General features: G+C 41.5%; 9 protein-coding genes. 8 read left to right on the top strand and 1 reads right to left on the bottom strand.

The window, feature by feature from the left end; all coding sequences use genetic code 11:
- Positions 1-9 precede the first annotated feature (9 nt).
- Positions 10-15,369 carry a PKD-like domain-containing protein gene (locus LVD17_RS18625; RefSeq protein ID WP_233760518.1) on the bottom strand — a complete coding sequence of 5,120 codons (15,360 nt, stop codon included), beginning with the start codon at positions 15,367-15,369 and terminating at the stop codon, positions 10-12.
- A 301-nt stretch (positions 15,370-15,670) separates the two neighbouring features.
- On the opposite strand from LVD17_RS18625, the gene pyrG reads away from it, so the two are divergent.
- The 8 genes from pyrG (at position 15,671) to lepB (ending at position 24,267) form a co-directional block, all read left to right on the top strand.
- Positions 15,671-17,299: a CTP synthase gene (gene pyrG / locus LVD17_RS18620; protein WP_233760517.1), complete on the top strand. Its 1,629-nt coding sequence runs from the start codon at positions 15,671-15,673 to the stop codon at positions 17,297-17,299.
- 17 nt (positions 17,300-17,316) lie between these two features.
- On the top strand, positions 17,317-19,131 hold the full coding sequence (gene yidC / locus LVD17_RS18615) for a membrane protein insertase YidC (RefSeq protein ID WP_233760516.1): 1,815 nt from the start codon (positions 17,317-17,319) through the stop codon (positions 19,129-19,131).
- A gap of 208 nt (positions 19,132-19,339) precedes the next feature.
- The gene (locus tag LVD17_RS18610) at positions 19,340-20,020 is read left to right on the top strand and encodes a metal-dependent hydrolase (protein WP_233760515.1); all 681 of its coding nucleotides are present in this window, start codon (positions 19,340-19,342) and stop codon (positions 20,018-20,020) included.
- Between the two features lie 7 nt (positions 20,021-20,027).
- Entirely contained in the window at positions 20,028-20,798 is a 771-nt protein-coding gene (locus LVD17_RS18605; protein ID WP_155176923.1) for a ParA family protein, read from the top strand.
- A gap of 20 nt (positions 20,799-20,818) precedes the next feature.
- Entirely contained in the window at positions 20,819-21,718 is a 900-nt protein-coding gene (locus tag LVD17_RS18600) for a ParB/RepB/Spo0J family partition protein (RefSeq protein WP_233760514.1), read from the top strand.
- On the top strand, positions 21,719-22,327 hold the full coding sequence (locus tag LVD17_RS18595; protein WP_233760513.1) for a DUF5683 domain-containing protein: 609 nt from the start codon (positions 21,719-21,721) through the stop codon (positions 22,325-22,327).
- A 1-nt stretch (position 22,328) separates the two neighbouring features.
- A complete protein-coding gene (gene dapB, locus LVD17_RS18590) occupies positions 22,329-23,045 on the top strand; it encodes a 4-hydroxy-tetrahydrodipicolinate reductase (protein ID WP_233760512.1) in 717 nt (238 codons plus the stop codon).
- 73 nt (positions 23,046-23,118) lie between these two features.
- On the top strand, positions 23,119-24,267 hold the full coding sequence (lepB, locus tag LVD17_RS18585) for a signal peptidase I (RefSeq protein WP_233760511.1): 1,149 nt from the start codon (positions 23,119-23,121) through the stop codon (positions 24,265-24,267).
- Positions 24,268-24,323 lie beyond the last annotated feature (56 nt).

The raw sequence follows: 24,323 nt of genomic DNA, 5'->3' as shown, positions 1-24,323 counted from the left end.
TAATTCAATTTACCTAATCAACGTTACATCTCCAATTCTTGTAGTTCTGTCTCCATTGGACAGCCTCATGGTGAGTTTATAAACATACACACCAGCAGGTAGCAGATTATCATTCTCATCATACCCATCCCATCCTACAGTCTGGTCATTACTTTCAAAGATCAGGCTACCCCAACGGTCAAATATCAGCATCTGGAACTCTTCCACGCCTTGTGTAATGGGAAGAAAAATATCATTATTCACCTCATTTGTAATCCTTCCATCACCAGAAGGTCCATTAGTGTTAGGTGTGAAAGCATTTGGAATGCGTGTAGCGCCTCCTTCCTGTACCACAACCTCTTGAGAGCTTGTGTTAGAACAGACCACACCATCGCCATGATCCATTGAAGCTTCAAGGGTTATGGTGAATACACCTTCATAAGTATATAGATGTTCAGGTTCAAATCCATCGGATGTCGCTCCATCACCAAAATCCCATACATACTGGTTTGCACCATCACTATAATTAAACGTCCTCATAGGCTGGTCCGGTAAATAGATCACATCAGGCCTCAGGTCAAATGAGGATATAGGTATCTTATAAACCTCGATATCCTCCTGAGTAGCAACAGCTGTTTGACCGGTAATAGAATTAGATGTCGTCAGAATGATATCGTATGAACCCGGTGTAACCAGCACAAAGGTTGGGTATACCTCTTCAGATGTGAGTATAGTATTGCCTAGTTGGTTAATCACCTCCCAGGCATATGCGTCTCCTGTAGAATTATTCTCCGTTATAGACACCTCCAAGGGCATACAACCTGTAAGTGGCGAAGCCGTAAAGTCCGCTACAATCGGCGGCAATATTACGTTGATAATTTGCGTATCGCTCACCTCACAATCCAATCCTGCCGCAGCAGCATCGGGATTGGTAATGGTCAACGTTACCGTTTTAGGTCCCGGAGAAGTATAAGTTACAGTCGGAGGTGTTAAACCAGTTGCTGTCGCCGGTGATGCATCAGTACCAAATGACCATTGGTAATCGAAATCTACATCATCCAATGGACTTGAGGTATTACTGAGATTCAAGGTTGCACTACCTCCTACAAACTCCGTAAGATTATCAACAACGAATAGTGGCGTTACCTCTCTGTAAACAGTTACCGGTATTACCTCCTCAATACTACAATTACCATTACCTCCCTGGTAGACCACTTCATAAACTATCGGGTTCTGAGAAGAAGTATTGACCAAATCATAATTCACCCCTCCGGCAGTCGCCTTCACATCAATCTCCTCATTTACTCCCTGTCTTCTGTAGAACCACTTATGTGTACTTGCTCCAAGCGTGAAATTGCTAAAGGAAACATTACCTCCCCCGCAAATGGTGGTTGGACTATTGGCTATTACATTTGGCCTTATTGTAGAATAGATGGTCACCGGTTCGCTGTGGAAATCAATACAACTACCCTCTGACGGCGGTAGTTGCGCAGTTAACCTAACATCCACATTGAAATCCGTTCCCGTAGAAAGGTTCTCAAAAACATGCTCAATTATTTGACCATTAACTGTACTTGAAGCTGTGTAAGTACTATCCGGGCTACCATCAAACCATCCCCAGGTATAAGTTGCTCCTGCAACCTGATTATAAGAGAAGGTTACTTTCAATGGAGAACAACCTGTATTACTACCTATAACCTGGAAGGTAGCATCAATCTCAGACACAGTTATTGTAACGGCCTGGGTCCCAATTTGATTTGCTGGTAATGCTGAACATCCATTAGCATCGGTAACCGATACAATAGAGTAAGTTGTAGTCACTATTGGATTAACCTGAAGCACATGGAAATTGGGGATACCTGTCAATAAAGTTGTAGTGGTTCCATCACTGTATTCCACTTCAAAAGGAGGTATTCCCGTGAATTGCATGGTTAGGAACGTCGGATTGGTATCATTACATTTTACAACGTCTGTTGAAAGGAACTGCCCAGTGATCCTCGGGCCAATGCTTGCAATCACTGTTTGGGGTGTACCCTGACAACCAGTAGGCCCCTCAGGCCTGATAGTATAAGTTACTGTTCCCGGTGCTATTCCATCATTGAAAATCACCTGATTGATAAAGTCTCCATTAGTACCTGAGCCACCTGAATATCCTGATATGTCAGTATTAGATGATGTTGCCGTCCAGAAGAAAGTTGTACCGGCTACATCTCCATCCAACTCTATAGAAAGTGGATTCGCAGGATCTCCTTCACATACAGAAATAAAGTTAGAGGCCACATTAATGTTTGGAGTCGGAGCAACATTAACTGTAACTGTGGTAGATGGCCCCTCACAGCCATTAGTTTCAGGCGTGACGGTATAGATCAGAGTTTCAGGTGTATTGCCGCTGTTAAAAAGAACCTGGAACAACAGGTTACCGAATCCATCGCTCTCCCCGGTTACATTAGGGTTATCTGCTACAGTCCATTTAAACAAGGTATTGGCGATACCCTGAGGTTCTGAAAAAGAAACGTTCAGGATGTCTCCACTACAAAGATCGACAGTAGTCTGACTGGCTACTACATTAGGCTCAGGATTAACTGTAATCGTTACATCTACAGAAGCACCTTCACATGCACCTCCTGTTCCTAAACTAGCGGAGGTTACGGGAGTAAATGTATATTTTACCTGCTGCGGCGAATTGCTCGGGTTACTTAATACATCGGCTAAAAAATCGCCATCATTGAAAATATCGCCAATCACCGATGCGCCTGTCACACCTCCGTTAGCCACCACGTTATCGAGTCTGAAAAACACATTACCTGATGAAGGTATTGTTGGTGTTGTCAGCTCGATCGAAGTAGCATCTCCCTCGCATACGGTTTGAACCGTAGAAGAAACATTCATTACAGGACGAGGCTCTATTGTAACTACCACAGTTTCCGAAGCTCCGTTACACCCTGCTCCCTCATTGGCCGCAGAAGCTACCGGAGTAATGGTGTAAGTAACCGTTTGTGGAATATTGTCATTATTCACCAAGGTATGGGCAATAACAAAATTCTCAGGAAGGTTATTTAATGCAGGAATAAACCCTGTCACTGCCCCTGATGCTACAGCGGAATAATTGAAGGTTACGTCTCCGGAAGATGGATTTGTTGGTGAAGTCAGCGTGATATTCGTTGTTTCTCCACTACAAAGGTTCTCATCAGCCGGATCATCAACTACAATGGCTGGCTCAATAGTTAACACAATGGTTGCAGGTGGCGTCTCCGGCCCTCTGCAAGATGCACCTGAAATTGGCACTACATCATACTCCACTGTCAAGGGACTATTGGTATTGTTGGTAAAAATGTCTCCTGCTATTTCATTAACATCCACAGTTAAACCAACAGTTGCATTTCCTCCATTTGCCACCAAACCTGCTGCCACTCTGATATCCATTATTTCGTAGCTCGCAGCACCTACACTGGTAGCTGTTGTTGCCAGTACTATACCCGAGGTTTCGTCACTACAAACCGTGTTATCAAGATCTGCCATCTCCGGTGCAGGATTAACCGTAAAAGTTATGTCCTCAGCATCACCCTGGCAATTGTCTCCTGATACAGGAACTATGCGATAAACAACAGTTAACGGTGAACTTGTGGTATTTGTAAAAATATCCCCGGCAAGAGCATTAGCTGGCAAACCATTACCTGTGGTAACCACCACTGGTGTTAGGTTAGGGTTAGCAGTTACACTGATAATATTATAGCTGGTTGCAGCTACAGAACTGGCTACGGTATTTAATGTATACCCAAAGGCAACATCACTACAAACCGGTGCAGGAGACAATGAAAGATCTAATACCGGTTCTGGCAATACTTCGAAATCAATCGTTTCTATGGCCCCCTCACAAGACAGTGGCCCTACACTTATTGGCCTGATCTGATAAGTGACTGTTACAGAAGCCGAAGATGTATTGGTGTATGTATCATTTCTGATCAAATTCAGGTTTCCTGTAGAACCTACAACAGCATTGCCCGCTGCAGCTGAGAAGCCTGGCACAGCCGGAATGTTTACACCTTCCAAACGGTAGGTATTGGCCGCCACCGAAAGCCCATTGGTGCTTAAGGTAATATTTGTAATTTCATCACTACACCCATTATTATCAAGTCCTGGATTCAATACCGGCTCGGGATCAACTGTAATGGTTATGTCAAACGGGTCACCTATACAATCCCCATCGGCAACAGCACTTCGTGGTGTTATTCTGTAAACTATAGTAAGTGGGGTGCTGGTAACGTTGGTGAATACGTCGTTCTCAATTGCATTGGCCGCAAGCCCTGAACCTATAGTTGCAGTTCCGCTCAGGGCTGCATCCTGGCTCACCACTACTACATTATATGATGCCGCTCCTATGGAAACTCCGTTGGTATTAAAAACCACACCGGTAATCTCAGAGCTACAAATATTTGCTGTAGCCAATGTAGGATCAACTACCGGCTCAGGATGAACTGTAACCGTGATATCAAAAGGATTGCCTATACAATCACCATCGGCTGCAGAGCTTTTTGGCGTAACTCTGTAAACCACAGTACCGTCAGTTCCGCTTACATTTTCATAGCTGTCATTAGCCAGGGCATTTGCCGCCAGATTACCTCCTGTTGTAGGCCCGCCGATAAGATTACCACTTTGGCTCACAAGAGCAACATCATATCGATCGGCTGCAATGGAAGTTCCATTAGTATTCAAGGCAATGTTCAATACCTCATCACTACATACTTCAATATTGGCGAGTGCAGGATCAACAACAGGTTCAGGATTAACAGTAATGGTAATGTTAAATGGATCTCCTGTACAATCACCATTTGCCGCTGAACTTTTTGGCGTAACCTGATACACAACAGCACCTGCTGTATTACTGGTATTTTCAAAACTATCATTAAACAGTGCATTGGCACTTACGTTTGCCCCAACAGTTGGTGTTCCAATAACATTGGCATCCTGACTAATCAGGATAACATCGTATCTGTTGGCCGGTATGCTCGTTGAACTGGTGACCAGATTGAAACTCAGTAATTCATCACTACACACTGTAATATTGGCCAAAGCGGGGTCGATAACCGGTTCAGGGTCAACCGTTACGGTTACGGTAAACGGATCTCCAATACAATCCCCATCGGCAGCAGAGCTTTTCGGCGTAACCTGATACACAACAGTACCAGCAGTGTTGGTCAGATTTTCAAAACTGTCGTTGACCAGAGCATTGGCAGGCTGATCTGACCCGGTGGTAGCTGTACCAGTGACATAGGCATCCTGGCTCACTAAGGTTATATCATACCTGTCGGCTGCTATACTGGTTCCATTGGTTGTCAAAGTAAGGTTTAGTGGTTCATCACTACAGATGGTAGTTGCTGCCAAAACTGGATCCATTACAGGCTCCGGGTGGACTGTTACTGTTATCACAAAAGGATCTCCAATACAATCCCCATCGGCTGCAGCACTTATGGGTGTTACCTGATAAACTACATTACCGGTTGTTGAGCTTACATTTTCAAAACTATCATTGACAAGGGCCGCAGGAGCCAAATCGGTTCCTATTGTAGCGGTTCCCGATATATTGGCATCCTGGCTAACAAGTATAATGTTATAACGATTTGCTCCGACACTGCTGCCATTTGTGGTCAATGTAAGGTTTAATGGCTCATCACTACAAACATCCAAAGTTGCCAAAGCAGGATCTACGACTGGTTCCGGATTAACCGTAACCGTGATATTGAAGGGGTCTCCGGTGCAATCTCCGTTAGCGGCTGCGCTTTTAGGTATAATCTCATAGACCACCGTTCCCGAAGTGGCGCTTGTATTTTCAAAATTATCATTTAAAATTGAATTGGCTGCCATATCTATTCCGGTAGTTGGAGTGCCTATTACATTAGCATCCTGGCTTATCAATGTAATATCATAGCGGTCGGCTCCTATACTGGTAATAGTTGTAAACAAAGTAAGATTCAGTATTTCTTCACTACAAACTGTGAGAAATAATAAAGAAGGATCTACAACGGGTTCAGGCTGAATGGTTACGGTGATACTAAACGGATCACCAGTACAATCCCCGTCTGCTGCTGCACTTTTAGGTGTTACTTCATAAACTACATCTCGTGGAATATTTGTTAGGTTTTCAAAACTATCACCTGCCAGGGCATTGGCTGCCAGGTTAGCTCCTACTGTTGCTGTTCCGGTAAGGCTCGCATCCTGACTTACCAGTACAATATCATAACGATCAGCTCCAATTGAACTACCATTGGTCGCTAATGTAAGGTTCAGAAGTTCATCACTACAAACTGTTAATGTGGACAAAGCAGGATCAAGTACAGGCTCAGGCTCAACGGTTACCGTAATCGTAAAGGCATTTCCGGTACAATCGCCATTTGCCACAGAACTTTTCGGAACAACACTGTAAATTACATTGCCTGGAGCAGCACTTAGATTTTCATAACTATCATTTATCAGTGCATTAGCTGCCAAATCCAGTCCGACAGTCGGGCTACCAGAAAGGTTGGCATCCTGACTTACTAATGAAATATCATAGCGATCGGCTCCAATACTTATACCATTGGTATTTAACGTCAGGTTCAGGGCTTCATCACTGCATATGGTAGCTGTCGCCAAAGCAGGATTAATGACTGGTTCAGGATTAACCGTCACAGTGATATTAAAAGGATTGCCTGTACAATCTCCATCTGCCGCTGCGCTCTTAGGGGTTATACGATAGATGATATTACCAGGAAGGTTGCTAACGTTTTGATAACTATCATTAATAATGGCATTGGCTGCAAGATCAGATCCAATGGTAGGCGTACCTGCAAGGTTAGCATCCTGGCTTATAACCGTTACATCATAGCGATCGGCTCCAATACTTGTGCCATTTGTCGCCAATGTTATGTTTAGCACTTCATCACTACAAACGGTAAAGGTAGCTAGGGCAGGATCAATTACAGGCTCAGGATTAACGGTTATCGTTATGTCAAACGGATCCCCTGTACAGTTGCCATTTGCCACCGCACTTTTTGGAGTTATCCTATAAACAACATCCCCGCTGGTGTTGCTTGTATTCTCATAGCTATCACCCGATATAGCGTTGGCTGCTAAGTCTGATCCGGTTGTTGCACTTCCCGCCAGATTTGCATCCTGACTAACTAATGCTACATCATAACGGTCGGCCCCTATTGAGCCCACTGCAGTTGCCAGTACTACCCCCAACGGTTCGTCACTACAAATTGTGGCATTTGCCAATGAAGGTTCTAATGAAGGTTCTGGTTGAACTGTCACAGTTATATCAAATGAATTTCCGGTACAATCTCCGTCAGCAACTGCACTTTTTGGGGTTATTCTATAAACTACTGTACCAGTTGAATTAGTAAGGTTTTCAAAACTATCATTGACCAATGCATTAGCAGGTTGATCAGAACCTGTTGAAGGTGTACCGGTAATAAAAGCATCCTGACTCACCAAACCAATGTCATAGCGATCCGCAGCTATCGAAGTTCCATTTGTTGCCAATGTCAGGTTTAGTATTTCATCACTACATACAGTCAAAGTCGCCAATGACGGATCCATTACTGGTTCAGGATCAACCGTTACCGTTATGATGAACGGATCACCAAAACAATCACCATCGGCTACAGAACTTTTCGGGATTACTCTGTAGACAACATCTCCACTGGTACTGCTTACATTTTCAAACAGGTCATTGGTAAGAGCATTGGCTGAAAGGTCAGATCCGGTGGTTGGTACACCACTGAGATTAGCATCCTGACTAATCAGGTTTATATCGAAACGATCCGCACTTATTGATGTACCATTAGTCACTAAGGTAATTCCAAGTAAATCTTCACTACAAACTGTCAAAGTAGCCAATGACGGGTCTATAACCGGTTCAGGATTAACAACTACTGTAATATCAAAAGCATCTCCGACGCAATTTCCATCAGCGATAGCGCTTTTCGGGGTTACACGATAAACGACATTACCACTTGTTCCACTTATGTTCTCATAAACATCACTATTCAGGGCGTTCGCATTCAGGTTATTACCGGTGGTTGGGGTTCCTGAAACATTGGCATCCTGACTAATTAAAGTTACGTCATATCTATCAGCGGCAACGGAGGTGCCATTCGTAGCCAATGTAATTCCAAGTACATCACCGCTACATATGGTCTGTATGGCCAATGAAGGATCTATTACAGGTTCGGGATCTACTGTAACTGTAATAATAAAAGCATCTCCGGAGCAATCACCATCAGCTATTGCGCTTTTTGGTATAACCTGATAAATAACCGCTCCACTTGCACCGCTAATATTTTCATAAGTATCATTGGCAAGAGCATTGTCTGCAAGGTCTGTACCAATGGTAGGAGTGCCTGTCAAATTAGGGTCCTGACTAATTAAGGATATATCATAACGATCCGCCGCTACTGAGGTCCCGTTAGTAGCTAGTGTTATATTAAGCAGGTCATCACTGCATACATTAAGACTGGATAATGCGGGGTCTATAACCGGTTCGGGACTGACAGTTACAGTGATATCAAAGGTTTCTCCTGTACAGTTACCACTTGCAACGGCACTTTTTGGAGTCACCCTGTAAATAACATTACCATTACTGGCACTGACATTTCTAAAATTGTCATTGATCAAAGCAGTTGGTGTAAGATCAACTCCTGTAGTTGGAGTTCCAATAACATTTAGGGACTGACTTACTAATACAACATCATAACGGTCAGCGACAACTGAGCTTCCATTTGTATTTAAGGTCAGGTTCAGTATCTCATCACTACATACTTCCCAGGTTACCAGGGCCGGGTCAACAACCGGTTTGGGATCTACCGTTACTGTAACATCAAAAGGGTCTCCCGAACAATCTCCGCTGGCCACTGCACTTTTGGGGATTACCCTATAAACTACATTTCCACTACTATTGCTTACATTCTCAAAACTATTATTAACCAACGCATTTGCGGGCAAGTCAACCCCAACTGTCGGTGGTCCTGTCAAATTAGCATCCTGACTAACCAGGCTCACATCAAACCTATCTGCTGCTACTGAAGTGCCATTGGTTGCCAGGGTAAGGTTCAATATTTCATCACTGCATATGGTTATTGCTGCTAGTGCTGGATCCATGACAGGTTCAGGATCAACAGTTACTGTAATATCAAAAGCATCACCTGAGCAGTCTCCATCCGCCACCGCACTTTTTGGAACAACACGATAAACAACGGTACCACTGGTATTACTGACATTCTCGAAACTATCCCCTATCAGGGCATTTGCAGATAAATCTGAACCCGTGCTTGCCGTTCCTGTTAGATTAGCACTTTGACTAATTAACGTAACATCGTACCGGTCAGCAGTTATTGAAGTACCATTGGTAGACAGGGTAAGGTTTAAAGGCTCATCACTACATAATCTTAAAGTAGACAGAGCCGGATCCATTACAGGTTCGGGAGCTACTGTAACGGTAATATCAAAGGCGTCTCCTGAACAATCCCCACTAGCCACCGGGCTCTTGGGTATCACTCTATATATAATGGTGCCATCGGAGTTACTGGTGTTTTCAAAACTGTTATTTACAAGAGCAGTGGCAGATAAGTTAGTGCCCGTTGTAGGGGTACCTATCAAATTAGCATCCTGAGTCACCAAAGAAATATCATAACGATCAGCTGCTATCGAAGTGCCGTTTGTGGCCAGGGTAAGGTTTAAGATTTCATCGCTACAAACTTCCAGGGCAGCTAAAGATGGTGCCATAACCGGCTCAGGGCGGATTCTGAATACCACATCAAAATCGGCTCCCTGACAACCACTGCCAGAGGTAGTTTCGAAAGGAGTTATAGTGTATGTAATATCAACATTTGCTGCTCCTGTATTGGTATAAGTATCAGTTATTGGATCTCCGGAAGCCACCGCACGCGCAGGGCCAGCCGGCACATTACCAGGGTCACTACTGATTACTGTATAAGTAAACTCACTGGCCAGAGAATTACCCAAGCCATTAATATTATCTACCTGAATATTGTAGTTAAGAGGTACATCACTACAATATAGTTCAAGATCGTCCTGACCTACCGGCTCTGGATTTACCGTGATTACAACCACCTGTGTATTACCATCACAATTATCCGGGCTGGTCGGAGTAACTTCATAAGTAACTGAGCCAACAGCACCGGAAGTATTGGTCAAAACCTGAGTAATATTGCCAGTTCCCGTTTGACCAACCGAAGCTCCGCCTATTGGTCCTGTTTTGGAGATCACTTCCCAGGCAAAAGTACTTCCCGGAATGCTCGATGTAAAGGTCAGAACACTATTTACCGCTCCTCCACTACATATCTCTTCTGCATTTGATGAAGTCATCACCGGTCTTGGATTCACAGTGACTGCAAAAGGATCCGCAGCGGGGCTGGTACAACCCGCAGAACTTGTTTCTACCACGGTAATATTGCCCGAGGCTGTTCCAATATTAACTATAATTTCATCCGTGCCCTGTCCGCTGACAATGGAACCCAGGGTGCCTGGTACATTCCAGGTATAAGTTGAGCCTCCAGTTGGAGTTGTAATCGAATAAATTACACTTTGCTGTCCGGTACATACTTCTGAATCTCCCGCGATTATTGGTTTAGCAGGAGCGTCATCAACAATGACCATAATAGTATTTGTATTCCCAACGCAACCATCAGCTGATGTTTCTGTTACAGTAACAGGAAGTCCGGGAGCTAATACTTCGTTAGGGAATCTGAGTAATACAAAGAAATCATTACTACCGCCAACCTGGACAAACTCTCCGGCTCCGGTCGGGACACTCCAGCTATAAGTTGACCCCGAATTTAGGACATCATCTACCTGGAATATTTGAATATTTGAGCTTTTACAAATTGTGTAAGATGCCGGCGTGGTATTATCCGGTGTGATTATAGAATTATCAACAGGTCTGGCATTAATAGTAAACTCTACAGCAGCAATATCCTGGCATAATGTGTTATTGTCAGTGATTACAGCATAAAAGATATCTCCATCCTGAACATCATCTACGCTTTGGTCAGCAGGAGAAATTATTTCAAAGCCAGTCAGATCTGAAGGAAGCGTAATAACTCCACCCGGATCAGCAAACCATTCCACCGCTCTATCAGCGGCATTATTAGTTACATTGTCATTTAGTGTTGTAAGATCAACACCGTCTTTATCTCCGCTACCCACTGTTTCTTCACAAAATACAGTCTCCGAATTAGTGGCATTCTGATCTATTGCATCAGGCAAAGTGCGAACAGTAAAGGTAATGGTTCCATCCTGAGTACATGAAGTATTAGCCGAAGTTCCCGTATCTGTAACACGGGTATAAATTATTGTTCCATTGCTAACATCAACATTTGTAGGGTCCGCAATTAGGTTAACTGGAGGAGGATCAGCAAAAAACTGTATTGTTCTACCTGTAGAACCGGCTATACCGGTAATTGCATCATTATAGACCGTCAAATCCACTCCTGTAACGATATTACTGCTTTGCGGCAACTCTTCACAAAGCTCAGGTAGCGGATCATTTGCCAACGGTAACGGGTTACGAGTAACATCAACTGTCTGCGCTGTAGGACTACAAACTCCCAAACCACTTGAAACGGTCCAGGTAAGAGTGGTTGTACCAACCGGTAACCCTGAAACAACGGCATTCTCATCACTGATATCTGAGAAACTTAATACATTAGCTGATTGATCCCTTACAATTATATTATCAAATCTTAAGAATTCGTCGTTTGCGCTGTTTTGAACGCGAACTATAATCTTCAACTGGCTACCTCCACCTGAAACAAAACCTCCTGACAAATTAATAAAGGAACCATCCGGAGTTGAAAAATTGTTATTTACGCTAGCTATTAGCTGAAGCGGGTTCGCATCAATTTGATAATAAACTTCAATATGGTCCGTTACCTCATGAACACCTGCTTCTGCCACATCAATAGAAATTTCAATATTAGTTACTCCTGAAATGTCTATATCATCTGATATCCAGTCTATATCCAGCCCGTCCAGATCTCTGGCTTCAAAGGCATTATTACGGACTTCAAAATGTGTGTCCGCATCCAGTGAAAGCGAATAGGTATTTCTTGACCAACCATACTGGTCATTATCAACCACTGTACCATTGGCTGAAGATTCAAAATCTTCATAAAATAATAACCCTGAATATGACCAGATTCCGCTACCTCCATTATCTGCAGCAACTGCTCCAAGGCTAATCTGATCCGTACACGTTTCCAACAGCGACGCGTCATCGTCTGCATCTGCATCTGCAGATGTTGGAGCTAAATCCTGTGTATGAACAACAGCTATAGAATTTACACTTTGGCAATTAGTAGGAACTGTACTGCTTTCAACAACTGCATAAAATGTGGCTGTTGCTGTTGAAGATGGAGTAAATAACTCACCCTGCGCTCCTGCTGCTGTACCAAAAGCCGGATCAGCATCAACTGTCAGAGCAGCATCCTGATACCAATGGATTGTATTTCCTGCTGCTGGCGCATCCACAGAAAGCGTTGCTCCGGTTAAATCTGTAGAACATGCAATAGCATCAACAGGATTTGTCGGGTCAGCAGGTCGTGGATTGATAATAACATTGTGAGGTCCTGAAGGCAATCCGGTAGCTGTACAGGAAGATGTCACATTGACTATTGAAGTGATCTCGTAAGAATAAGTTCCGGGTGTTCCCCCTAAATCCACTGTATAATCAGGTTGTATCCTGAAAATTCCGGAAGCGTCAACCGGTTGATTAGTAATAAGGATTGAACTACCTCCATTTATGTTATATGTAATATCATATTGCTGTGTATTATCATCTGGTGATAAATCGATGATAATATCTGGTGCATCAGTACCTGCACCGTCATCACACACCGCAGTTTCTACTGTTACAGACTCTATAGCTGGTGGAGCCACCGGACTTACTGCAATTGTTGCATCCCCTGAAATATTGGCTGAAGGAGCAGTAACCGTACAATTTATAGATGTACCCAAATCAGTAACAGATATTACTTCATAAGTATCATCCAGCCCATCTACAACAGATGTAGAACCCGGGATGATATAGGGTGAATTGATACCGTTAGCAACCTTGGGTGAGCCATCTCTGGTATAGGTGATATTGTATGGCCCTGTTCCCGTAAGTGTAACCACTGCTGGTGGAGCAGGATTCCCCGCACAAACAGAACCTCCTCCTGTTACTGTGGCCGTTGGAAGCGGGTTAATAATAATATCGATTGGATCAGATAACTGGCTTTCGCAGTTCGTTGGGTCTATACCGATTGTCTGGACGTAATATGTACCCGATTCGCCAATTAAATCCAGCACCAGCTGGTTGCTAGTACTCTGCTGTACTGGTGTAAACAGGTCAGGATCTTTAAACCATGCATATTCATCCGCATCACCATCAGCATTACTTGATTGCAAAATAGTTTGGCTACCATTCGCACAAATTTCTACCCCATCTCCTACCTCAGTAATGGTAGGTTTTACAGGTACAGGATTGACTACAATTGTTGCATCAGCACTGGTTTCAGTTGAGCAAACTCCATTTTCAACTATAGCTCTATAATCATAAGTTCCTTCTGTAGCTAAAGTTTCCTGAAAAGTTGAATTTCCGGCATTTCCAATATCAGCAAACCCTCCTCCGTTAATTTGCCTTTCCCACCTGATAATATTCCCCCTATGCCCTGTTAATGTCAATATTCCCGTTGATTCTCCCTCACATATTATATCATCAGAACTGACTATTCCCGCCAGGGTATTATTGTAAATAGTAACGGTAAAATTCCGATAGTTCGAATAACAGTCAGGAGCAGTTGAATATTTCCTTCTTACCCTAATGGTTCTTGTAGTAGTGGTAAATGACCCTCCGATATTAAAGTCAGCGGTTATACTTTGTCCTGAAGTTGCATCCAGAGTTACCCCACCACCTCCAGAAGTAGACCATTCATAATCCGCTGGTCCTCCAAAAACTGTAGAGCCTGCCGGAGCTGGTAAAGAAAATGACACATTATTGATTCCGTTACAAATTTCAACCGAACCGGTTATTGGATCGGGGGTAGTCAAATCTTCTCTTATGGTTAATATAACCTCTACGGGATCACTTTCACAATCATTTGATCCCCCTAAAATATACGTTGCCCACATTGAGTATACCCCTGGAATATTTGTATTTATACCTCCTGGGTAGGAAGAGGCAGGAAAAAGGTTCGAATTAGTTCCATTAGGATTGGCTACCAATACACCTCCCACATTTGGGTTATCATCATACCAATTAATAAGCGAGCTACCTGCTGTACCTCCAATTTGATAGTTGACTCCACCAATCGCATCTCCTTCACATATAGTAGAATTAACAGGTAGAGGGGTATTAGGAACAGTTATGACTCTTATAATTTGAGTTGTTGTAACAGGAGCGTCCGAAGCATCTGGCCAAGATCCTGCAAAATCTGAGTCAACAGTAGGGTCAAATACACCTCCCACTGGATTTAGATAATTGCCGTCACCTGTGTTAGCATCATAGGGATTACAAACATTCCAACTTCGTAGAGTAACTTCAAAAATCTCTCCATCGACTGCTGTTATTGGTAAGTTAATATCCAAGGTAACGTCTCTCGCCGGAGTAGCAGTATCATCACCGATAAAAGTTATGGGGCCATAGTATGGGAAAGCAGACACTATATTTCCACCAATAGTAACATCCCCTGTTATGGTTTCTGAGGTTCCATACACCCATTGTACCCACCTTTCTTCACCATTTCTAAAATCACTTGATTGAGGAGGACTATCTAAATTGGCTTGTGTACAGTTAAATTCGCTATTATCCTGTAAACGGATAGCATCGGTATCATTTTCGCAAACATCAACTTCATCTGTTATTACATTAAGAGCCCCCGTAGAAGAGACATCATGTGTTATATCATGTGTTCCTATATTAGGGTTATCCAATTCATCATATACCAAGACATCAAATTCCTGAAACAAATCTGCTTCAAAACAAAATGAACCATTAACCTGCAACCTTGTTCTTGCGGTATACAAACACTCTGTGCCATTGTCAGGATAAACATGTGTTGCCGAAAAACGCCACTCACCCACCGCACCTATGTAAATAAGAGTAAAATCTTCGGGTGTACTCCCATCCCCCCAGTTTACTCTTGCCTCAATGACATCATTTACTGTATCCCAAGATCCATCCGCAATGATTGTTCTTGTCACAACGTCTCCTCCGCAATTTGTACTCAAACTAGAAACTACTCCATAATTGGTGGCATCACTACAAGTACCAGATTGTCCAAAAGACTCAAATCCCGCTAAAAGAAGAAAAAGAAAAAATAAATTACCTGTTAGTTTATAGACAACTTTCATTAAAGGTGATTGGTTAGATTCTCCGTAATTACAGCTCAAAATAAGCATATATCCATAAAGTTTATATACTTGAAGGGGATATTTTGAACATATCTTGTTTAAACAATGAATACAATATTAGTTTTTCTTGTAACCAACTCAAATTAGATTTTTCGGAATTTTTCAGAAAATGAAATTTTGTAGGCGGCTACCCCTTTTTATTGGTAATATAAAATTTCCTATTTCTATTACCGATTTCGGGTTATTCATGTACCTTTGCACCCCATAAGTTCTAAGGCAATTCATTCTATTAAATCAACTTATGGCTACGGCAAAGTATATTTTTGTTACCGGTGGGGTAACTTCTTCTCTTGGTAAAGGAATAATCTCAGCTTCTTTGGGCAAACTGCTTCAGGCTCGAGGTTTCAAAGTTACCATACAAAAATTTGACCCATATATTAACATTGATCCGGGTACACTAAATCCATATGAACATGGCGAATGCTATGTAACGGATGATGGGGCTGAAACAGACCTTGACCTCGGGCACTATGAAAGGTTTCTTAATACTCCAACTTCACAGGCCAACAACGTAACTACGGGCCGGATATATAATAATGTAATCACCAAAGAAAGAAAAGGTGAATACTTGGGTAAAACCGTGCAGGTTGTACCCCATATTACTGATGAAATAAAAAGAAACATTTTTCAGCTTGGTGAAAGTGGAGAATATGATTTTGTGATCACAGAGATTGGTGGTTGTGTTGGTGATATTGAATCTCTTCCCTTTATTGAAGCCGTACGACAGGTAAAATGGGATGTGGGTGTAAACAATTTTCTTGTTATCCACCTTACACTTATCCCTTACCTGAGCGCTGCAAAAGAGTTAAAAACTAAACCTACACAGCACTCTGTAAAGCAGCTTTTGGAGGCCGGTATTCAGCCGGATATCCTGGTATGCAGATCTGAGAGACATCTTCCTCCTGAAATACGAAAAAAACTGGCTTTGTTTTGCAACGTTCACATTAACTCTGTCATCGAAGCTCTCGATGCGGATACTATTTATGATGTGCCCATCCTTATGCGAAAGGAGAAACTTGCCGAACGTGTACTGGCCAAGCTAAAAATACCCAATAAAAATGAACCTAACCTTGAGCAGTGGAAGGTGTTTTTAGGGAAGCTAAAAAACCCTACTGATGAAGTTAAAATTGGTTTGGTTGGCAAATATGTTGAACTTCCGGATGCTTATAAATCAATTGTCGAGGCCTTCACTCATGCCGGTGCGGTTAATGAGTGTAAAGTAAATATTGAATGGATCTCATCTGAAACTGTAACACCTGAGAACTGTGCTTCCATACTTGGCAAGTTTGATGGGGTATTGGTAGCACCTGGTTTTGGTGAGCGCGGTGTTGAAGGTAAAATAGAAGCCGTAAAATTCCTGAGAGAAAGCAAAACCCCATTCTTTGGCATATGCCTGGGCATGCAATGCGCTGTCATTGAGTTTGCCAGAAATGTACTAAAGCTTAAAGATGCTTCATCTACAGAGCTGAATGAAAAAACCAAAAACCCGGTTATTGACCTGATGGAGGAACAAAAGAAAGTTACGGACAAAGGAGGTACCATGAGATTGGGCGCTTATCCCTGTGACTTAAAAAAGGGTAGCAAGGCAAGCTCTGTCTACGGAAAAGTAAAAATAAGTGAGCGACACAGACACAGGTACGAGTTTAACAACAAATATCTGGAACAAATGGAAAAAGCAGGATTAATGGCCACCGGGATTAATCCGGATACAGGATTGGTTGAAGTTGTTGAACTTAAAGACCATCCATGGTTTATTGGCACACAATATCACCCTGAACTTAAGAGTACAGTTTTAAATCCTCATCCTCTGTTTGTTAAGTTTGTAGAGGCTGCTCAGAATCACAAAAAAGAGAATAACTCAAAGCGTTAATTATTACAAAAAATACAATGGATAGAAACCAAGCAACAGGTTTAATTTTAATAGCAGTGATGATATTGCTATATTTTTATTTCTTTTCGCCGGAACCTATACCGGTTGAGGAGAAGGCTCCTGTAACAGAACTTGCCGAAGGAGAAGAAAATATAGAATCTTCCGATAGCACAGCTGTCAATACAGCAGAAACAATCAACGATTCAATTCAATCTTTGCTTAATCAGCAAAAGTTTGGTGTTTTTGCTAATGGCGCTACCGGAATAGCATCAGACAATGTCCTTGAAAATGATCTGGTAAAAATTACTTTAACCAATCAGGGTGGTAAAATCAATAATGTTGAGCTTAAAAAATTTACAACCTACACAAATGAACCGGTTGTATTAATCAATGAAGACAGAAATAAGTTCTCTCTTCTTCTGAATTCATTGGGAAAGCAAATAGATCTTAACAAGCTCTATTATACAACTACCACACAGTCCGTGGGGGATACTTCGGTTCTTATATATACATTGAATGTAGGAGCCGAACAGAATGTAAGACATATCTATAAACTGGCTAACGGAAGCTACGAGCTAAATTACAAACTTGAGCTTAACGGACTAGAACAGTATATATCACAGGAAAGTCTAACTTATCAATGGCATGACCGCATCAAAACTCAGGAAAAGGATGTGGAGATGAGCAGAAGAAATTCCACAATCAATTACTACACGGCCGGAGAAGAATTCGAAGGGCTGCCTGAAGGAAGTAACAGTACTGAAGAAGAAGTAGTTGAGGAGAGCCTGAAATGGGTAGCAATCAAGCAGCGTTTCTTTGTTGCCGGTATAGTAGCCAATGAAAGTTTTGGAAAGGGTAAATTCGAAACCTCAATTAATAGTGAAGACCCTTCCACTGTAAAATACGCTAAAGTTAACCTTAGCATACCCACTGAAGATGTAAAAGCAGGGAAAGCCTCCTATACTTATTATTTTGGTCCTAATGATTATCATATTCTAGGAGATATCGCTGACGAATTTGAGAGCAATCTTTACCTTGGCTGGCCTCCTATGAAATGGATCAACCGCTTTGTAATTATTCCTTTATTTGATCTGCTGGGAGGCTTCATCAGCAATTATGGCTTGATTATTATCATAATGGTACTACTTATCAAGCTGGTACTTTCGCCTCTTTCTTATAAGTCATACCTGTCTATGGCTAAGATGAAGGTGCTAAAACCGGAGCTTGACGAAATAAAAGAAAAGCATGGTGAAGACTTAGCTAAAGCTCAACAAGAGCAGATGAAGCTTTACCAAAAAGTAGGGGTAAGTCCTTTGAGTGGTTGTATACCTATGCTACTTCAAATGCCCATTCTCTTTGCAATGTTTTATTTCTTTCCTCAATCAATAGAGTTGAGGGGTGAAAGTTTTCTTTGGGCGGAGGACTTGTCAACCTATGATTCCATTATGCAACTGCCATTTACCATACCTTTTTACGGTGATCATGTCAGTCTGTTTGTGTTGTTGATGACTATGTCAACCATTCTATACACATGGTCTAACCAGCAGGTAAGTACGGTACAGGGACCGATGAAAACTTTCTCCTACCTGATGCCGGTAATATTCATGTTTGTACTTAATTCTTATCCTGCCGCCCTTAGTTTTTACTACTTTGTATCCAACATTGTAACTTTCGGACAGCAGGCATTGATAAGAAAATTTGTTGACGAGGAAAAGATCAAAGTTATTCTTGAAGAGAACAGGAAAAAGAATGTCAACAAGAAAAAATCGAAATTTCAGCTAAAGCTTGAGGAGGCAATGAAGGCCAGTAATCAGGGGAAAACGAAAAAATAATTTAGTTTTAAAATTTATTCTGAGGCTGTCTTCAGAGTCTGTTACCCTTTAAAAACCCTTGTGGTTATATTATGAAAGGTTATTGCAGAACTCAGGGGACAGCCTCTTTCTATTTTCCTCAAATAGTGTCGATACATTAACTTACATAATTCAATTAAACTTATATCTTTGTAACCCTGATTTCGTAATCCAAACCTCACAATTAAATATGGAAGTTACTTACTATGGACATTCGTGTTTTCTAGTTGCAACCGCAGGAAAGAAACTCCTTTTTGATCCTTTTATATCTCCCAATGAACTGGCAAAAGATATAAACATTAGTGAGATTAAAACAGACTACATTATCCTTTCTCATGGGCATCAGGATCACATTGCTGACGTAGAAAATATTTATAAAAATAACAAAGCCCAGATCATTTCAACTTTTGAAGTAATCTCATGGTTTGCCGAGAAGGGGCTGGAAAACGGGCATCAAATGAACCATGGAGGACGCTGGGATTTTGATTTCGGCACCTTAAAAATGGTTAATGCAGTGCACTCCAGCAGCATGCCGGACGGCAGCTATGGTGGTAATCCTGCCGGTTATGTGATAGAAAGTGAAGGCAAAACTTTTTATTATGCCGGTGATACCGCGCTTCATTATGATATGAAACTTATTGAGGACGAGTTTAACATAGACTTTGCTTTTTTGCCAATTGGAAGTAATTTTACGATGGGCATAGAGGATGCCAATAAAGCAGCTGATTTCGTGGGAACAAAAAAGGTAATCGCCATGCACTATGATACTTTCCCTCTCATAAAAATAAACCACGGAGAAGCAAAGTCAGCTTTCCAGAATCACGGTAAGGAGTTGGTATTGATGGGTATAGGAGAAACTATTAATTTATAATCAATCGATGAGTAAAGTAATTGCCATTGCAAACCAAAAAGGTGGTGTAGGAAAAACTACATCTGCTATCAATCTTGCAGCTAGTATGGCTGCCTTAGAATATAGAACCCTGGTCATTGATGCTGACCCTCAGGCGAACTCAACATCAGGACTGGGCTTAAACCCCAAAGAAGTAGAAGTAAGTATATATGAGTGCATGGTGGATGGCATTGATGTTACTGAAGCTATTACAGAGACGGACATTGACTACCTGCACATACTACCTTCTCACATCGACCTTGTGGGTGCCGAAGTAGAGATGGTAAATATTGAACGCAGGGAAGAAAGAATGCGTGATGCCCTAAAGCTGGTGAAAAAAGATTATGATTTCATTATCATAGACTGTTCTCCATCATTGGGTTTGATCACTATCAATGCACTGACCGCGGCAGACTCGGTTATCATACCTGTTCAGTGTGAGTACTTCGCTCTTGAAGGCTTAGGAAAGCTATTAAATACCATTAAAATTATTCAGACACGACTTAACCCCGAACTGGAGATTGAAGGTATTCTGCTTACTATGTATGATGTTAGGTTGAGGCTATCAAACCAGGTTGTGGAAGAAGTAAAAACCCACTTTCAAAAAATTGTATTTGACACAATAATACCTCGAAACATAAAGTTAAGTGAGTCACCAAGCTTTGGTGTACCTGCTATAGCACACGATGCAGAAAGTAAGGGAGCACTCAGTTACCTGAATCTGGCAAAGGAAATAATGGAGAAAAACGGAATTTCATGATCAAATAATTAGGAGGAAGCATGGCGAAAAAAGAATTGAAGAGAAGAAATGCATTGGGCAGAGGACTTGGCGCTTTATTAGAAGATTCCCCTGCAAAAGGTCAGACTGAGGAGCAAAAGGAATACCCTTCAGCAGGAGCGATGAATACAATTCCTCTTGAGGAAATTGAAGTAAACCCGTTTCAACCAAGGACGCATTTTGATCAGGAAGCACTTCAAGAGCTTGCTGATTCAATAAAAGTACAAGGTATAATCCAGCCAATTACAGTAAGAAAGCTGGCAAAGAATAAGTACCAGCTTATATCAGGGGAGAGACGATTTCAAGCTTCGAAACTTGCAGGACTGGATGCGATACCAGCGTACGTAAGAACAGCCGATGACCAGCAAATGCTGGAAATGGCATTGATAGAGAATATTCAAAGGGAGAACCTCAACTCCATTGAAATCGCTTTGAGCTACCAAAGGCTACTTACAGAATGTGATCTAAAGCAGGAAGAATTGGGAGACCGGGTAGGTAAAAACAGAACTACTGTTAACAATTACCTGAGGTTGTTGAAACTTCCGCCAGATATTCAGGCCGCACTTAGAGATAAAAAGCTATCTATGGGTCATGCACGTGCCCTTATCAATATTGAAAATATAGATACCCAGTTAGACATTTTCAAAAAAGCTATAGAAAACGACCTCTCTGTTAGAAAAGTGGAAGAACTGGTACGTCAGGCCATGACTCCGCGAAAAGAAGAGCGTGAAGAAAAAACTACTCCTGAAGGTGGCAAGGAAATTGCTAACCTACAGACAAAGCTGGCATCTCACTTTGGTACCAGAGTACAAGTAAAGTCTGATGGCAAAAAAGGAGAAATTAAAATACCTTTTATATCTGTAGAAGATCTCAATAGAATACTTGAGATCCTGAATGTTTAAATGAAAAGCATTTATTTCATATTTATAGCTCTTATTTCAGGCTACTCTCTGGCAATAGGACAAATCACACCTCCATCGGCAAATCCCGATACTGTTGAAAATACAGAAACAGAGGAGATCATTATAGAGAATAGTGAAAATATAGAAGTAAAGGAGATTGAAACTTACGCAGACCAATTCGTACCTCGTAAGGCATCTCTCTATGCAGCTATCCTTCCTGGTTCAGGGCAAGTCTACAACAAAAAATACTGGAAACTTCCGATAGTATATGGGGGATTTATAGCACTAGGGTTTACTGTTGATTTCTATAATGACCGCTACAAACTTCTAAGAAAGGAACTTTTCAAAACACTTAATGAGTCGGGTTATTCATCTCCTTACGGAAATGAAACACAGCTACGCAATAACCTTGATAGTGAACGAAGAGATCGTGATTTCTATGTGATCATGATAGGTGTGCTTTACCTGCTTCAAATCGCTGACGCACATATTGATGCTCACCTGAAAGAATTTGATCTAAATCCAAACTTACAAGTATCTCTTGAGCCTGCGTTCAGCAATGAATCTTTTGGCTATAACGCCGGACTTTCCTTAAAACTAAAATTCTAGAATGAACATACTTTTACTTGGTTATGGTAAAATGGGCAGAGCCATAGAAGCTATTGCCATAGAACGTGGACATAATATTGTAGGTAAAATAAATGAAAATAACCTAAACGATATTAAAAAGCACAATAGTACCAATACAGATGTTGCTATTGAGTTCAGCCAGCCCGACGCAGCTTATAATAACATTAATTATTGCATTGACAATAGTATCCCTGTATTGAGCGGCACTACCGGGTGGTTGGACAAAAAAGCTGATATCGAAACGCTCTGCAAGCAAAAAGAAGGCACCTTCTTCTATGCATCTAATTACAGCATAGGGGTAAACCTTTTTTTTAGACTTAATGAGCAGCTTGCTACGCTTATGTATAGTTTTGAAGAGTACAACGTAGATATTGAAGAAATACATCACACTGAGAAGAAAGATTCACCCAGTGGTACTGCTATTACACTGGCCGAAGGTATACTTAAACATACTCCTCATAAAAAGCAATGGATCAATAAACCTTACGGAGCTAAGGAAGACCTGGTCATCAATTCGATAAGAGAGGATAAGGTTCCAGGTACACATACCATTAAATACAGCTCATCTGTAGATGACATCGAGATAAAGCATACAGCTCATTCAAGAGAAGGGTTTGCAAAAGGTGCTGTAATGGTAGCAGAGTGGCTAAGAGATAAAAAAGGAGTCCTGGATATGAACGACTTTCTTAAACTTTAAATAAAAACGCTTTTATTTGTAAGCTTTGTTCTAAAAGCAATACTATTCAGGTAGCGTTTCAAAAATAAAACACATGAACTGGAAATTCTGGAAAAAGAAAAAAGACGAAAAACCTAAGTCAAAAACCAGAGAATGGGTAGATGCCATTGTTTTCGCCGTTATTGCAGCAACAATTATCAGGTGGTTGCTGATGGAAGCATTTACCATCCCCACTCCCTCGATGGAGAAGTCACTTCTTGTTGGTGATTTCTTATTTGTAAGCAAATTCCATTATGGCACAAGAACTCCTGCTACTCCCCTGCAGGTGCCTCTAACTCACCAGAAAATATGGGGAACCAACATACCTTCGTATGTAGATTGGATACAATTACCTCAATACAGACTGCCTGGCATTTCAGAGGTAAAAAGAAATGATGTGGTAGTATTTAATGTACCAGGAATAGAAGAAAATAACTTCGAAGAACCAAATAGGAACAACTGGATTGATTATCCCGTCGATCTGAAGACTAACTATATCAAGAGGTGTGTTGGTATGCCAGGTGATATACTTAAGATTGAAGACAAACAAGTTGTTATCAACGGAAAACCTTTGGAAAACCCAGAAAAAATGCAATTCTCCTATGTGGTTCAATCTGATACGAAGTTAAGTGACAGGGTACTTGAGAATCTCAATATCTCGGAACCTGAAATTAGCGAAACCAGGGAAAGCGGGGTTTATCAGCTTTTCTATATAACTGATGAAGAGGTTGCCCGGCTTAAGGAACAACCCTTTGTAAAAGGGGTTAAGCCTTACAAAACTTATGAAGAGAGCGAATGGGAACCAAGAATTTTCCCTAATGACAGGGAGCTTTTTCCCTGGAATGCAGATTGGTATGGACCTTTGGAAATCCCTAAGGAAGGACAGACCATAACGATTGATAAGAAATCTTTGCTTACTTATGGTAAAGTCATCACGCTATATGATCATAATAAAGATGCTAAAATTGTGGATGACAAGCTTTTGATAGATGGTAAGGAAGTGAAAGAATATACCTTTAATCAGAATTATTACTTTATGATGGGCGACAACCGCCACAATTCTCTGGATTCAAGATATTGGGGGTTTGTGCCTGAAGATCATATTGTAGGCAAAGGTTTTTTCATCTGGTTATCATTAGATCCCCAGGAAGGGCTGTTTAGTGGAAAAATACGCTGGAGAAGATTTTTTAATCTTATAGAATAAAACCAAAGTACTTTCAATATGATTTGGATCCATAAGGCTCCAAATCATATTGACTT

It is taken from the genome of Fulvivirga ulvae, assembly GCF_021389975.1.
GTDB classification, from domain to species: Bacteria; Bacteroidota; Bacteroidia; order Cytophagales; family Cyclobacteriaceae; genus Fulvivirga; species Fulvivirga ulvae.
Note: the sequence above shows the minus strand (reverse complement) of the source record. Positions and strands in the feature narration are given on the sequence as shown.